Here is a 14,643-nt window from a genome sequence, read left to right on the forward strand (position 1 = left end):
GCACGGTCGCCGATCAGCGCTCCCCGGCCCGCCTGCTCGCCTCGCGGCGGAGAGCTCTCCGGGTGATCCAGACAGCGAACACGATCGGCAGGATGCACACGCAGAACACCGCGACCTTGAGCCACCATCCCTCGACCAGCGGCAGGAGGAAGATGCACCCGAGGACCGTCGCGAGCGCGGCGCCGACGTACGGTCCGCTCCGCCGCCCGTTGAGCGCGAGGCCCGGTCCCGCTCGAGGCGGCTCCGGTGGCTCAGAGGCGGCTCGCGGTCCGTCCTGTTCGAGATCCATCTCCCGACGCTACCCGAACGCCGGAACACCCGCGGCGGGACCGAGGCCGGGCCGCATGACGCCTGCCCGCCTCGGCACCGGCCTAGTCGCGCTGGTTTCCCATGCCGTCGCTCAGCGCCCTGTGCCGCGGGCTGTTCGGGTTCATGAGCGAGTGCCTGCGACCGTACGCGAAGTAGATGATCAGGCCGATGACGAGCCACCCACCGAACCGCAGCCAGGTCTCCCAGTGCAGCTGAAGCATCAGGAAGCCTGAGGCGAGCATGCCGAACGCGGGCACCAGGGGCATGAGCGGGAGGCGGAACGTGCGGGGAGCATCCGGGCGCTTGTACCGGAAGATGATGACCGAGAGGCAGACCACGACGAACGCGGCGAGGATGCCGATGTTCGTGAGGTCCGCGACGGCCTTGATCGGGAACACTCCCGCGAGGAGCGCCGACGCGACGCCAGCGATCCAGGTGACGCGCTGCGGGGTCCCATTGTGGTCCGTCTTCGCGAACCAGCCCGGCAGCAGCCCATCGCGGCTCATCGAGAACCAGACACGGGTGACGCCGAGCAGGAACGTCAGCATCACGGTGAGGATGGACAGCACGGCGAAGACGGAGATGATCGTCGCGATCACGGGCAGGCCGACGCTGTTGAACGCGGAGGCGAAGCCGGCCGTCGGGTCGATCTCCTCCCAGTTCTGCATCCCCGTCAGCACGAGCGTCGCCGCCACGTAGAGCAGCATCGCGATGATGAGCGACAGGATGATGGCCTTCGGCATGTGCTTCTTCCCGTCCTTGGCTTCCTCAGCCGCGGTGCTCATGGCGTCGTAGCCGAAGACGGCGAAGAACACGGTGGCTGAGCCGGCGAGCACCGGGCCGAAGCCGCTCGGCATGAACGGGTTGTAGTTGTTCGCGTCGATGTAGAAGACGCCGAGGCCGATGATGAACAGGATCAGGATCACCTTGATGGCGACCGCGACGAGCTCGAACCGCCCGAAGGCCTTCGTGCCGCGAGACAGGATCCAGGTCACGACGAGGCAGACTGCGATGGCCGGGATGTTGACGATCCCGCCCTTGCCCTCGTCGACGGTGGAGGTCATCCAGACCGGCATGTGAATGCCCAGGCCCGACAGGAAGGCGTCGAAGTAGCCGGAGATGCCGATGGCGACGACGGCCACGATGGCGATGTACTCCAGCAGGAGGTCCCAGCCGATGAACCAGCCGATGACCTCCCCGAGGGCGACATACCCGTACGTGTAGGCCGAGCCTGCCCTCGGGATCATGCCGGCGAACTCCGCGTAGGAGAGCGCGGCGGCCGCCGAGGCGAGGCCCGCGATGAGGAACGAGATGAGGACAGCTGGCCCCGCTCCCGGCGTCCCCTCGCTGCCCGCGGCGACGAGTCCGGCGAGCGAGAAGATGCCGACACCGATGATGCCGCCCACGCCGATCGCCGTGAGCTGCCAGAGCCCGAGCGACTTGAAGAGGCCGCTGCTCTTGTTGTCCTCTTCCATCTCCTCGATCGGCTTCCGCCGCATGATCGACTGGGACGAACCTCGTGTGCTCATCGGTGCTCCTCGTTCAGTGCGCGATCTCCACAGCTCTGTGAAGATCCATTCCGCACGCTCAGTATGCGGCGTCGGACGGCTTCGGACGAGTGGGCGGTGCTGACGAGTACTCGTCAAGCTCGCTGAGGACTTCTGGCTCGAGCATTCGCGGGCTTCCGCGCCAGACTCCGGAACGCAGGCCGTGGCATCATCGTCTGACGAGCATCGCTTCGCCGCATGGATGGTGTCGATCATCGATCGGTCACGCGCGAGAAGCAGGGAAGGGCCTTCTGCATGGGCATCATGACGTACGACGGCATTCAGGTCCGCTTCGACGACCGCACACTGGCCCACCTTCAGGTCATCGTGCTGAAGAAGTTCAGGAACCAGGAGTCGTTCATCGTCTCGTGGCGGAACACGGACACCAGCGGGGATGGCCGGAGCACGGTCTGGATGACGCCGTCGTTTCCCGCGCACTTCCACATCGAGAAGCCCGCGCACAAGCTCGACCCGGAGTGGCTCACCGCGCTCCAACGGTCCGCTGACAGCGCCGCGGGACTCGTCGTCAGGGATGCGGGCGGCGAGGTCGTCCTCGGCGAGCAGATGTCGCCGCAGCTGCCCAAGGGGTAGCTCTCCCCCGCCTTCACCGTGACGTCAACCCACGTGTGCCTGGGAATCGTGACAGCTAGCGTTGAGACCAGCCTCGCGAAGGATGGTGCCCCATGACGTACGAGCTCGTCATCGCCGGAGACGCCTTTCTTGTCCAGGACTCCGATATCGCCGCCGTCCAGGAGCGCATCCTGGCGGCGGTCCGCACGGGTGGCGCCTTCGTGGATCTCCGTACCGACAGAGGACTCGCGCATGTGCTGGTGACGCCGTTCTCACAGGTCCTGACGAGCGCCCTCGCCGTGGATGAGGGCGACGCAGCCTCGCGCGCGCTCGACCCGGCGACGCTGCCGCAATTCGAGCCGGACAGCTGCATCGCCTGGGGAGACGACGCGGTGGATGACCCCGTGGGGCCAGTTCTCTAGACGTCGGGGATTGACCCCTCGGATCGCGCTGCGGCTCGCCTAGAGTCGAACGCGACGAGCTGCCCGCCGATCCGTGACCCTCGACGTCCGTTCCGCTATCGTCGGGATGTGACGACTCGACCGATCCTCGCCGTGGACAGCTGGACCGACACCCGCGACACCCTGCACCGCTGGCTGCAGATCGTGGGCAAGATCCGCATGGTCAGCACGCCGCACGTCAACCACTGGTGGAACGTGACGCTGCACGTCACCCCTCGCGGACTCGCGACCGGCACGCAATCACACGGCGACGCGATCTTCGACATCGAGTTCGACTTCGTGGAGCACCGCCTTGTCATCCGCCACAGCGACGCCAGGGAGCGAGTGCTGCATCTCGAGCCGATGTCCGTCGCCGACTTCTCTTCGCGCCTGTTCGCTCTGCTCAGTGAGCTCAACCTCCACCCGCGCATCCACGGCGCCCCGAACGAGGTGGAGCTGGCGATTCCCTTCGCCGAGGACACACGGCACGCCAGCTACGACCGCGACGCGGCTCACGCGTTCTGGCGACAGCTCGTCGACGCGGACCGGGCGCTCGCACGGTTCCGCGTAGCATTCACCGGCAAGGTGAGCCCCGTGCACTTCTTCTGGGGAGCCATGGATCTCGCCGTGACCCGCTTCTCCGGCCGCGAAGCGCCCCGTCACCCGGGCGGGGCCCCGAACTGCCCCAACGAGGTCATGATCGAGGGGTACTCGCATGAGATCTCGAGCGCCGGCTTCTGGCCTGGTGGCGGGCGCGAGGGAGCCTACTACTCGTATGCCTACCCCGCTCCTGTCGGATTCGCGGATGCGCGAGTGCCGGAGGGCGCCTACTGGGACGAGGCTCTCGGAGAGTACCTCCTGCCGTACGAGGTGGTTCGGGAGGCAGCCGACCCGGACGGGCTGGTCCAGGACTTCCTGACAGCGACCTATCGAGCAGAGGCCGACCTCGCAGACTGGGCGAGCGTCACCACGAGCGCCTAGCGCATCCGAGACCTGACATCAAGGCCGGGACGCGCGATCGCGGCGCTGGTTCCAGTATCGATAGACGAGCTCGGGGTATTCGGCCATGACGTCGACGTCGGCGACGAGCACCTCGAGCCTGGCCTCATACCCCTCCGGAGTGAGGCCGAGCTGCCGGATCTTGTCGAGCTTCGGACGGTCGCGGCCAGGGTGAGCTGCCTCGAACTCCAGGAGCGCCCTTGCTCGTGCGGTGATCATGCCTGAAGAGTAGGTCAGGACATAACGAGATGACCCGCTCTTGCTTTTCAGCCATCACCTCTGTAGGACCCAGGCGGGCGACGTCAACCGGCCACCGGTCTGATGCCTACGAACTGCATGCGATCCTCGCCGTAGAAGCACGACTGCAGTGCGAAATCCCCCTGCAGGCCGATCAGTGATTCCGTCGTCTCCCAGTGCTTCGCCGTGTGCCGAACGTCGACGACCTCGAACGTGCCCGGCTGGCCCTCGACTTCGAACTGCGTCCCGACCACCCAGTTCAGGACGATGTCGCCCCCGCAGTTGTTGTGCGCCGCGTACACGGCCGGAACTCCGACGGTGTTGCGATAGCTGGTCATCTCGATGAACGATCCGTCGCACACGTCGAGTTCCTCCTGACCGCCCTCGACCCCGAGCCGAACCGCGGGCAGCTGCACCTCCGCGGCGACGTCGTTCACTGCGGCTTTCACCTGCCCGTACCCGCGTTCCAGGGTCGTCGGCACCAAGAGCGACATCGCCAGGATCACAGCTCCGGCGAGGACGAGTGTCGTCCCGAGCACCCCGAGGACCACGTTCCCCACCGACCGCCGTCGGCGTGGAGATGCCGATCGGGCGTGGGCTGGCGGCGCGGGCCGGGTGCTCGTCATCGGCAGAGGTCTCCTCGTGGTCGGACGCGTCAGATTCTGCAACAGCACCTTATGCGCTGCGTGTGAACGGATGCGTGCACGTGAGCGTGGAAGCGGCCGGCACTCACCTTCGTCTCGGCTGGCGTGCGTACGGTCGGAGCATGACAGAACAGCACGCGACCCCCGACCACGAAGACGACGCCACCCTCGACGAGACCAACGAGCGGCTCCAAGCAGAATCGATCCAGGGCCTCGGCACGGGTGAGCCCAACCGGGAACGGCCGGACCAGCCGCCCACGCAGGTCCGCGATGACGCGGCGCAGCACCGTGACGACACCGTCCCGCCCGCAGGTGTCAACGGCTGAACCGCAGTTCCGGAGGCCGGGTCGCGCTGGTGACCCGGCCTCCACCGCGCTCGGCAGGCCTGGGACGCGAGCCCCTCGGGCTCAATCGAGGCCGACCTCCGCTGGAGACTTGTCGGGGCGCCATCCGCGCCAGCTCGGCTGCCTGAGGCGGCCACCGGCGGTCCATTCTGCGAACTCGACCTCCCCGACCAGTTCCGGTTCCGCCCAGACCGCACCCCGCGCATCCGCCGCCGGGATGTCGATGAACGGCGGGGTGTCACGCTCGCGGGACGCCAGCTCCTGGGCGGTCCGTTCGAGCTGTCGGTCGGTGAATCCTGTGCCGACACGGCCCACGTAGCGGAGTCCGTCCGGACCGGGGACGCCGAGCAGCAGCGAGCCGACGCTGTCGGCACGTCGTCCCCGTCCGGGACGCCATCCCCCGACGACAACTTCCTGGGACCTGTGGTGCTTGACCTTGACCCAGCTCTCGGACCTCCGGCCCGGACGGTAGGGGCTGTCTCGCCGCTTCGCCACGATGCCCTCCAGCCCGAGCTCAGCGCTGCTCGTCAACGCCAGCTTTGCGTCGCCTTCGACGACCGGAGGAACACGCAGCCCGCGATGCTCGCGCACGTCCTCGACGAGCAGGTCCCGCCGCTCCTCGTACGGTCGATCGATCAGGCTCTCGCCGTCAGCCTCGAGCAGGTCGAAGACGAAGTAGTGCACCGGCACCTCCGCGGCCGCCCGCTCGACGTCGCGCGGTGCGCGCAAGCCCATCCTCGACTGGAGTCGGCCGAAGTCAGGGCGTCCCCGGCGGTCCAACGCCACGACCTCGCCGTCCAGAACCGCCACCCGCCCGCTCAGGGTCGCGCGCAGTGCATCGGCGACCTCCGGGTACGCAGCCGTCACGTCATTGCCGTTCCTCGTCAGCAGCCGTGGCCCGTCGGGCTCGACGGATGCGACGATGCGGATGCCGTCCCATTTCATCTCGAACGCCCAGTCACCTTCGTCGTCGAAGACGCTCGTGTCACGCGAGGTCGCGAGCATGGGCGGGATCGAGGGCTTGGAGCGCTCGGTCCGGGTCGTGGCGCGGTGTGACGCAGTGGCACCCGTCCTCGGCGACTTCTCGGCTGACATCCGGTGCAGCAGCCAGCTGCTCTTGTCATCACCGCTCCCCCGCGTGTGGATGAGCGCAACCCGCGTCGGCTCCCCGAGCCCGCCCGCTGCCTCCCCGTGCAACGTGACGATGACCTCCTCACCCCCGCGCCATTTCTCGAGCTCGTAGGTCCCCGAGTCCCAGATGTAGACCTCGCCAGCCCCGTACTCGCCCTTCGGGATCGTGCCCTCGAAGGTGCCGTACTCCAGGGGGTGGTCTTCGGTCTGCACCGCCAGGTGGTTCTTCTTCGTGTCGGTTGGAATGCCCTTCGGCACAGCCCAGGAGACCAGCACACCGTCGTGCTCGAGCCGGAAGTCGTAGTGAAGCCGTCTCGCGTGGTGCTCCTGGATGACGAAGCTCCGCCCGGATGAGGAAGGCGGGGCATCCGCCGGCACCGGTTCGTTCGTCTTCGACGCGTCCCGCATCGACCGGTAGCGCTCCAGCCGGTCCTCCCTGGCGGCCTCGGCGACGGGAGCGAGCGGGTCGGACCTGGTGCGCATCCGTGCCAGCACCTCGCCGAACTCGAGGTGGCGCAGCTTCGCGGACGCCAGCTCGCGCCAGGTACGTGGGACGGCCACGGTCGGCCGCGCGCGTCCGCGGAGGGAGTATGGGGCGATGGTCGTCTTCGATGCGTTGTTCTGACTCCAGTCCACGAGCACCTTGCCGGCCCGCAAGGTCTTCTTCATGTCGCTCACGATCAGGTCCGGATGGTCGGCCTCGAGCGACCTCGCGAGCTCGTGGGCAACCTGCGAGACCTCATCCGAGGTGTGGGCTCCGTCGAGGGCGGCGTACAGGTGGATACCTTTGCTGCCGCTGGTCACGGGGACGGGGTCGAGGCCCATGCCCTGCAGGATCCGACGAGCAAGTCTCGCCACCTCGGCGCATTCGGGGAGGCCGGCGCCCTCGCCCGGGTCGAGGTCCAGGACCAGGCGGTCGGGGTTCAGCGGCGTTCCGCCCGGACCGAAACGCCACTGAGGCACGTGCAGCTCGAGGGCGGCGACCTGCGCGAGCCAGGTGAGCGTCGCGACATCCCGCACGATGGGGTACTCGTTCCGGTGGTTCCGGTGCTCGATCCCCTCCCTTGGCACCCACGCAGGGGCGCTCGCCTCGAGGTTCTTCTGGAAGAACACCTTGCCGGGGTGCTCGGCGGTCCCGACACCGTCGACCCAGCGCTTGCGAGTCACGGGACGCTCCCGGACGTGCGGCAGCAGGAACGGCGCGATCTCCGCATAGTAGGCGAGGACCTCGGCTTTCGTGGTGCCGGTCTCCGGGTAGAGCACCTTGTCGAGATTCGTGAGCGTCACACGGTGGCCGTCGACCGTCACCGTCTGCTTCGGAGTCGCCATCGGCCCAGGATGCACCCCGAGCCTGAGGCGATCACCGGTGAACACTCAGCGTCGGCTCGGCTCCGGAACCACCGCGTCCGCTGTACTTGGAGCATGAGATCCATCTGGAAAGGCTCCATCGCATTCGGCCTCGTCAATGTCCCAGTGAAGCTGTACAGCGCGACGGAGGACCATGACGTGCACCTGCACCAGGTGCACGACAAGGACGGTGGGCGCATCCGCTATCAGCGACGCTGCGAGATCTGCGGGAAGGTGGTCGACTACGAGCACATCGACAAGGCGTACGCCGACGAGGACCGGACGGTGGTGCTCACGGAAGACGACCTCAGCTCCCTGCCAGAAGAGCGAAGCCGCGAGATCGACGTCGTCGAGTTCGTTCCGAGCGACCAGCTCGACCCGATCATGTTCGATCGCAGCTACTTCCTGGAGCCAGACTCGAAGTCGGCGAAGGCCTACGTGCTGCTGCGGAAGACTCTCGAGAAGACGGACAGAACCGCGATCGTGCACTTCTCGCTCCGGCAGAAGTCCCGGCTCGGCGCGCTCCGGACGCGCGGCGACGTGCTCATGCTGCAGTCGCTCCTCTGGGATGACGAGGTCCGGGAGGCGAACTTCGCGTCGCTCGACGAACGGGTGAGGATCTCGGCGAAGGAGCTGAAGATGTCCGCATCGCTCGTCGACTCCTTCGCGGCCGACTTCGCACCCGACCGGTTCACCGACGACTACCAGGAGCAGCTGCAGCAGCTCATCGACGCGAAGCTCGCGGAGGGCGACGCCCTCGACACCGCTGCCACCTTCGGCGAGACCGAGGATGACGGCGAGTCGGGTGGGGAGGTCATCGACCTCATGGACGCGCTTCGACGGAGCATCGACAAGGGGCGGAGGACGCCATCCGACCGGGCCGGAGAGAAGGAGGGCGACACGAAGGACGCGAAGGCGGGCGCAAGCAAGACCTCCACGAAGAAGACTGCGTCGAAGAAGAGCACGTCGAAGAAGAGCACGTCGAAGAAGCGCGAGGCGACGAAGAGCGCTCCCCGGAAGGCGGCGAGCAGCACGGCGAAGTCGGCCGCGAAGAAGGCCGCAGGCAAGAAGGCAACGCCCCGCAAGGCAACGCCTGCGAAGGAGCGGAAGAGCGCCTGAGACGTCCTCCAGTTCACCGGGCGTTCACGCACGAGAAGTCCCCATGCGACATGGGGCGGGTACGGTGACGGCGATCTCGTCAGTCGAACGCCCCAGGAGGACCCACGTGACACGACCTTGGCAGAAGCTCCTCGCGGTGGGAGCCGCGACGACGCTCACCGGAGGCGGCCTGCTCGTCGCAGCCGCTCCCCCGACCTTCGCAGCGCCCGGTGGAACAGAGCTCGTCATCAACGAGGCCTACGGGGGCGGTGGCAATTCCGGTTCGCTGTACTCGAACGACTTCGTGGAGCTCTACAACCCGGGCCCCGCGGCGGTCAGCGTCGACGGGTGGTCGGTCCAGTATTTCTCCGCGGGCGGGAACCTCGGCGGTGTTGCGGAGCTCTCCGGCACCGTCGCACCGGCCTCCCACTATCTCGTCGCGCTGTCGGCCGGCACCTCGCAGACCGGCGAGCTCCCGGCGCCGGATGCGAGCGGGGAGATCGCCATGGGCGCGCGCGGAGGCATCGTCGCCCTCGCAGACACGACCGACGCGCTCACGCTCCCCGCGGGGACGGGCGCGGATGCTCTCGGAGTCGTCGACCTCGTCGGCTACGGCAGCGCGAGTGCCTTCGAGGGGGCCGCCCCGGCGCCGGAACTCGGCAACGCGCTCAGTGCCCAGCGCTCAGCTACGGGAGTCGACACCGACGAGAACTCGGCCGACTTCGTCGCGGCGGCACCGACGCCGGAGAATTCCGCGGGCGGCTCGACGACGACCCCAGCGCCGACGTCGACTGCGGTTCCGACCGTCCCGCCGGAGGCGGAGCTTGTGTCGATCGCGGAGATCCAGGGCACCGCTGCCGCCTCACCGTTCGTCGACCAGACGGTTACCACCGAGGGCGTCGTGACGGCGGTCTACGCCGAAGGTGGGCTCGGCGGCTTCAATATCCAGACGCCAGGTGCCTCAGACTCGACGACCCACATCGCCTCGACCGGGGTCTTCGTGTACGGCCCAGCCGCTGCCGCCACGGTCAGCATCGGCGATCGAGTCGCGGTCACCGGACGAGTCGGTGAGCGGTTCGAGTCAACCCAGATCAGTGCGAGCGGCGTCGAGCAGCTCGAAGTCCGCCAGGAGGACGTCGTCGAGCCCGTCGCGATCGAGTGGCCGGAGACCGATGAGGAGCGGGAACGCTACGAGGGGATGCTGCTCGCACCGTCTGGCACCTTCCGGGTCTCGGAGAACTATGCGCTGAACCAGTACGGCGAGGTGGGACTCTCCGTCGGGGAGCGGCTGCTCGTGACGCCGACCGAGGTCGGGGCTCCCGGCAGCGCCGAGGCAGTCGCGCAGGCCGAGTACAACGCCGCGCACAGCGTCATCCTCGACGACGGTGCCTCGACGGACTTCCTCAGACGGGAGAGCGGCAGCATGATCAACGCGGAGATCCCGCTTCCCTACCTGAGTATCGAGACCCCCGTCACCGTTGGTGCGACGGCGACCTTCAGCCAGCCCGTCGTCGTTCATTATTCTTTCGACAGCTACCGCTTCCAGCCGACGACGACGCTGACGGGCACCGAGGATGCACCCGTCACCTTCTCCGACGCGCGAGAGGTCGGCCCCGATTCGGTCGGCGGCAGCCTGCAGCTCGGCACGTTCAACGTGCTCAACTACTTCACGAGCCTCGGTGTCGACTCCTGCGACCCGAGCCAGAGCTACACCGACCGTGAGGGCAACCCCATCAGCGCCAACGGATGCCTTCCGCGCGGTGCCTGGGACGCCGAGAACCTGGAGCGGCAGGAGTCGAAGATCGTCGCCGCGATCAACCAGCTCGACGCCGACATCGTCGCGCTCGAGGAGATCGAGGACTCCTCGGACTTCGGCAAGGATCGCGATGCGGCGCTCCTGGATCTCGTGGCCGCCCTCAACGCCGCGGCCGGTGCCGACCGGTGGGCGCACGTGCCCTCCCCCGCGGACATTCCTGCGACGGGTGACGACGTCATCCGAACCGCCTTCATCTACCAGCCCGCGACGGTCGAGCTGAGCGGGTCCTCGAGCATCCTCGACGACCCGGCGTTCGTCAACGGACGCGCTCCGCTCGCACAGACGTTCTCGGATCCCGCGACGGACACCGACTTCATCGTCGTCGCCAACCACTTCAAGTCGAAGGGTGGCTCCGGCGAGGGCGACAACGCGAACGAGGACGACATCGTCGGGCCCGCCGGAGCCGTCGGCGGGTGGGACGGCGACCGGACGCGGCAGGCTCAGGCGCTCGCCGGCTTCACGGAGGCGCAACGCGCCCAGCACGGCACGGACCTCCTGTTCCTCACCGGTGACTTCAACAGCTACTCGCAGGAGGACCCCATGCGAGTGCTCGAAGACGCCGGCTACGAGAACCTCGGAGACCTGCGCAACCGGACCGCTGGCGAGCCCGGTTCGACGGGCACCGAGTACTCGTACAGCTTCGGCGGCACCGTCGGCTCACTCGATCACATCCTGGCGAGCGACGCAGCGGCCGGAGCAGTGACGGGAGCAGACGTGTGGACGATCAACGCGTACGAGCAGGTCGGCACCGAGTACAGCCGCTTCAACTCCAACGTCACCCAACTCTACTCGGATGACGTCTACCGGTCGTCCGACCACAACCCGTTCCTGATCGGCCTCGACTTCTCCGTCGCGCCGACGCCGACCGAGACGGCAGGCCCGGCACCCACCGAGACGGTGACTCCTGAGCCCACGCAGACCGACGGGACCGTGCCAGGAGTCTCGCCCTCGGCAAGCGCGATCCCGCCGGCGGCTGGCGGGCCGACGCCCAGCCAGCCGACTACTCCAGGGAACCCAGAGTCGGACGGACAGCAGCTGGCCACCACCGGCGTCGAGCTCGGCACCATCCTGCCCATCACGGCCGGCGCCACGCTGCTCGCGGGCGCACTTGCATTCCTGCTGAGGCGCCGCGTGGACCGCGCCTGACCTGATGGCCTGGGGTGAGTGCTGACTCGCCTCGAGGGAGACGACAGGCCGTGGAGCGCACTCGCTTCACGGCCTGTCGTCAGGAGTCAGAACGCGCAGCGCGGGATCACGGTCCCGAGTCGCTCCCCGACTGCTCAGAGGGCGTGGGCTCACCGGTCGGCTGCGGATCGACAGGCTCATCGGTGGGATCAGGGGCCGGCGGCTGAGTCGGCTCCGGCGTCTCGACCGGCGCGGGTGGCGTCGTGCCGCCTCCGGATCCGTCCGGAACCGGCTGCGACGTCAAGGTCGGCGTGGTCGGCTCGGAGGGCGCGGGCGCCTGCGTGGGGGCGTCGACCCCCGAGTCGTCGATGGGCTCCTCCGGGACGCTCGTGTCCTCACCCTGTTGCGTGTCGACCGCCGCGCTGTGCGAGCTCTGCGCTGCCGTCGCCTGGCGCACGACCGACGAGATCCCGGTCGTGCGCGCGCGATCATCCGCTGCGTCCGCGAGCTCGATGAGCGCTGCGTCGTACGCGGTCAGGATGTCCGCGGAAGCGAGCGTGACCTGCAGCCGGTGCTCTCGTCCCAGGGCGAGCGTGCTGGTCGCCATGCCACCGACGGCGTTCTGCAGTGCGATGTACGAGGTCTGCAGCGCGTTCGATTCCGACGACGTCGAACTCAGCGCATCCTTGACCTGACCGAGGGCGTCTTCGAGGGCGACCTTCTCGGCCGTCCCGACCCGCTCCGACGGGAGGCTGGCGAGCGGCTGAGCGAGCATGTGCAGGTTGACGACATCACTGGAGCTGGCGCTCGCCACGGCGGCACTCGTCGTCGCGGGTACGGCCACGGTGTCGACCGGCGCTGCGACATCGCCTCCCTGGCCGTTGGTGACGGTCAGGGCAGCAATGACCGCGCCGACCGCGATGACGCTCATCGTCGCGGCCGCGAGCTCACCCGGGCGCTTCTTGACGAACGCCAATATGGCGTTCGAGGTCTCCCCGTTCGACATCCGGCTCCTCTAAGACGTTCTCCAGCGGCGCGCATTCCGCGCACAGCTTCCCTAAGAGTAAGACGATCGCCCCGAAAGTCGAAGTCAGAACTGCCCGGGTCGCTCAGGAAACTCAGAGCCAGATGAAGTGGAGGAAGATCGACAGCGCGAGGATGGTGGTGGCGACCAGCGCGCACATGAGCTCGATGAGCATGCCGAGACCGAGCGCCTTGACCGCAGTCCAGCTCGAGTCGAGGGCCGCGCGGAATTCACGCACTCGCGCGTACTCAGAGGCCACGAGACCGGCCGCGAAGCCGATCGGAAGTCCGAACGCCGGGAGCACGAACAGGCCGACGATGCCGGCTGCGAGGCCGATGAGCACTGATCGGTTCGGGACCTGCTTCTTCTTGAGCCCGCGCCCCGTGAGCACCCAGCCGATGATCATGCCCGTGATGAGCAGCGCGGCTCCGACCCCGAACGCCACCCAGACGGGCCAGCTGCCCGCGAAGATCGCCCACACGAGGAAGCCGATGACGATGGTGATGCTGCCGGGCAGCACGGGCACGATGATGCCGATGACGCCGACGATCGCGAGGACCACGGCGACGATGGCTGCGATCACGGGGGCATTCATGACTCAACCGTATCGGTTCCCGAACGCACCCCTGGGTGGATGCAGACGAGAACGGGGCCGTGCATCCACAAGAACGTGGATGCACGGCCCCCGAAGGCCGTCCGCGTGATCAGCGGGACAGCGCGTAACCGGTCTCGCCGTGCACGACCACGTCGACCCCGGCCACTTCATCCTCGTGACGCACCCGGAAGCCGATGGTCTTCTGGATGGCCCAGGCCACGAGGAAGCTCACTCCGAAGGAGTACAGGAGGACGCCGAGCGATGCGATGAGCTGGACGATGAGCTGCTCGACTCCGCCACCGGTGAAGAGGCCGGTGTCGAAGGCGAAGAGTCCAGGCCAGATGGACCCGACCAGGCCGCCGACGAGATGCAGGCCGACGACGTCGAGCGAGTCATCGAAGCCGAGCTTGAACTTCAGCTCGATGGCGAACGCGCAGAGGCCGCCCGAGACGAGGCCGAGGAGGAGCGCCCAGCCCGGCGTCAGCACGGCGCACGCCGGCGTGATGGCGACGAGACCCGCGATCGCACCGGATGCGGCGCCGATCGACGTCGCCTTGCCGTTGCGCAGCTTCTCGACCATGATCCAGCCGAGGATGCCCGCAGCAGGAGCGGCGATGGTGTTGATGAAGAGCAGTCCGGGGCCGGGGAACTCCGAGCCGCCGAGGTCGCCCCATGCGGCACCGACGTTGAAGCCGAACCATCCGAACCAGAGGATCGCGGTACCCAGGAGCACGAGAGGCACGTTGTGGGGCTGCGTGATGCCCTTCGCGAAGCCGACGCGCTTGCCGAGGACCAGCGCGAGTGCGAGTGCTGCCGCGCCTGCGTTGATGTGCACGGCCGTTCCACCTGCGTAGTCGATGACCTCGATGCCCTCGAAGCCGAGCTGGGTGCCGAGCTGCATGATCCAGCCGCCGCCCCAGACCCAAGCGGCGACTGGGAAGTAGACGAACGTGGCGAAGATGCCGGCGAAGAGCATCCAGGAACCGAACTTCGCGCGGTCCGCGATGGCCCCGGAGATCAGCGCGGTCGTGATGATGGCGAACGTGCCACCGTACGCGGCACCAGCGGTCGCATTGCTGTCCTGGATGAGGTTGGTCAGCGCGAAGTCAGAGAAGGGGTCCCCAGCGAACTGGAAGAAGGAGTCGCCGGACACGGACGACATGTTGTAGCCGTACAGGATCCACAGCACGGCGACGAGGCCGAGCGCCCCGAACGAGAGCATCATCATGCTGACGACGCTCTTTTCCTTGACCATGCCGCCGTAGAAGAGGGCGAGTCCTGGTGTCATGAAGAGCACAAGCGCTGCGCTGATCATCAGCCACGCGGTTCCACCGGTATCCATTGCATCCTCGCTTTCGCCACCCGTGCTGCGGCCTGGAGGACGCGTCGTCGTGACACGGTGTGGGGAGATGCTTCG

14 protein-coding genes are annotated in these 14,643 nt (G+C 67.7%); 6 read left to right on the plus strand and 8 right to left on the minus strand.

Going from position 1 to position 14,643, the window contains the following annotated elements; translation table 11 throughout:
* Nucleotides 1-13: 13 nt before the first annotated feature.
* Nucleotides 14-289 carry a hypothetical protein gene (locus C5C17_RS10335; RefSeq protein ID WP_104253303.1) on the minus strand — a complete coding sequence of 92 codons (276 nt, stop codon included), beginning with the start codon at nucleotides 287-289 and terminating at the stop codon, nucleotides 14-16.
* An 82-nt stretch (nucleotides 290-371) separates the two neighbouring features.
* Nucleotides 372-1,838: an amino acid permease gene (locus tag C5C17_RS10340; protein ID WP_104253304.1), complete on the minus strand. Its 1,467-nt coding sequence runs from the start codon at nucleotides 1,836-1,838 to the stop codon at nucleotides 372-374.
* A gap of 273 nt (nucleotides 1,839-2,111) precedes the next feature.
* Here C5C17_RS10340 and C5C17_RS10345 point away from each other — a divergent pair, with 273 nt between their 5' ends.
* The 3 genes from C5C17_RS10345 to C5C17_RS10355 all read left to right on the plus strand — a co-directional run bounded on the left by C5C17_RS10345 (nucleotide 2,112) and on the right by C5C17_RS10355 (nucleotide 3,847).
* The gene (locus C5C17_RS10345; protein WP_146079137.1) at nucleotides 2,112-2,447 is read left to right on the plus strand and encodes an ATP-dependent DNA ligase; all 336 of its coding nucleotides are present in this window, start codon (nucleotides 2,112-2,114) and stop codon (nucleotides 2,445-2,447) included.
* Nucleotides 2,448-2,539: 92 nt separating this feature from the next.
* Nucleotides 2,540-2,848 (plus strand): hypothetical protein, encoded by a 309-nt coding sequence (locus C5C17_RS10350; protein WP_104253306.1) that lies wholly within the window; start codon nucleotides 2,540-2,542, stop codon nucleotides 2,846-2,848.
* Nucleotides 2,849-2,956: 108 nt separating this feature from the next.
* A complete protein-coding gene (locus tag C5C17_RS10355; protein WP_104253307.1) occupies nucleotides 2,957-3,847 on the plus strand; it encodes a DUF5996 family protein in 891 nt (296 codons plus the stop codon).
* 18 nt (nucleotides 3,848-3,865) lie between these two features.
* Here C5C17_RS10355 and C5C17_RS10360 read toward each other — a convergent pair whose 3' ends face one another.
* Together C5C17_RS10360 and C5C17_RS10365 are read right to left on the minus strand one after the other, a co-directional pair.
* Nucleotides 3,866-4,084: a DUF3263 domain-containing protein gene (locus C5C17_RS10360; RefSeq protein ID WP_104253308.1), complete on the minus strand. Its 219-nt coding sequence runs from the start codon at nucleotides 4,082-4,084 to the stop codon at nucleotides 3,866-3,868.
* An 83-nt stretch (nucleotides 4,085-4,167) separates the two neighbouring features.
* Nucleotides 4,168-4,662 carry a hypothetical protein gene (locus C5C17_RS10365; protein ID WP_104253309.1) on the minus strand — a complete coding sequence of 165 codons (495 nt, stop codon included), beginning with the start codon at nucleotides 4,660-4,662 and terminating at the stop codon, nucleotides 4,168-4,170.
* Nucleotides 4,663-4,868: 206 nt separating this feature from the next.
* Between C5C17_RS10365 and C5C17_RS10370 the strand changes: the two genes are divergently transcribed.
* Nucleotides 4,869-5,072, plus strand: coding sequence for a hypothetical protein (locus C5C17_RS10370; protein WP_146079138.1), 204 nt, complete (start codon nucleotides 4,869-4,871; stop codon nucleotides 5,070-5,072).
* An 81-nt stretch (nucleotides 5,073-5,153) separates the two neighbouring features.
* On the opposite strand, the gene C5C17_RS10375 is transcribed toward C5C17_RS10370, so the two are convergent.
* Nucleotides 5,154-7,550 carry an ATP-dependent DNA ligase gene (locus C5C17_RS10375; protein ID WP_104253843.1) on the minus strand — a complete coding sequence of 799 codons (2,397 nt, stop codon included), beginning with the start codon at nucleotides 7,548-7,550 and terminating at the stop codon, nucleotides 5,154-5,156.
* Nucleotides 7,551-7,643: 93 nt separating this feature from the next.
* Between C5C17_RS10375 and C5C17_RS10380 the strand changes: the two genes are divergently transcribed.
* Together C5C17_RS10380 and C5C17_RS10385 are read left to right on the plus strand one after the other, a co-directional pair.
* Entirely contained in the window at nucleotides 7,644-8,687 is a 1,044-nt protein-coding gene (locus tag C5C17_RS10380; RefSeq protein ID WP_104253311.1) for a Ku protein, read from the plus strand.
* A 106-nt stretch (nucleotides 8,688-8,793) separates the two neighbouring features.
* Complete coding sequence (locus C5C17_RS10385) at nucleotides 8,794-11,628, plus strand: ExeM/NucH family extracellular endonuclease (RefSeq protein WP_181028548.1); 2,835 nt, start codon at nucleotides 8,794-8,796, stop codon at nucleotides 11,626-11,628.
* A gap of 106 nt (nucleotides 11,629-11,734) precedes the next feature.
* Here C5C17_RS10385 and C5C17_RS10390 read toward each other — a convergent pair whose 3' ends face one another.
* From C5C17_RS10390 to C5C17_RS10400, 3 genes are all read right to left on the minus strand, one after another.
* The gene (locus tag C5C17_RS10390) at nucleotides 11,735-12,613 is read right to left on the minus strand and encodes a hypothetical protein (RefSeq protein ID WP_104253313.1); all 879 of its coding nucleotides are present in this window, start codon (nucleotides 12,611-12,613) and stop codon (nucleotides 11,735-11,737) included.
* Between the two features lie 112 nt (nucleotides 12,614-12,725).
* Entirely contained in the window at nucleotides 12,726-13,226 is a 501-nt protein-coding gene (locus C5C17_RS10395; RefSeq protein ID WP_104253314.1) for a DUF456 domain-containing protein, read from the minus strand.
* Between the two features lie 109 nt (nucleotides 13,227-13,335).
* On the minus strand, nucleotides 13,336-14,568 hold the full coding sequence (locus C5C17_RS10400) for an ammonium transporter (protein ID WP_104253315.1): 1,233 nt from the start codon (nucleotides 14,566-14,568) through the stop codon (nucleotides 13,336-13,338).
* Nucleotides 14,569-14,643 lie beyond the last annotated feature (75 nt).

The organism is Pseudoclavibacter sp. RFBA6, assembly GCF_002931575.1.
Lineage (GTDB): Bacteria > Actinomycetota > Actinomycetes > Actinomycetales > Microbacteriaceae > Pseudoclavibacter > Pseudoclavibacter terrae.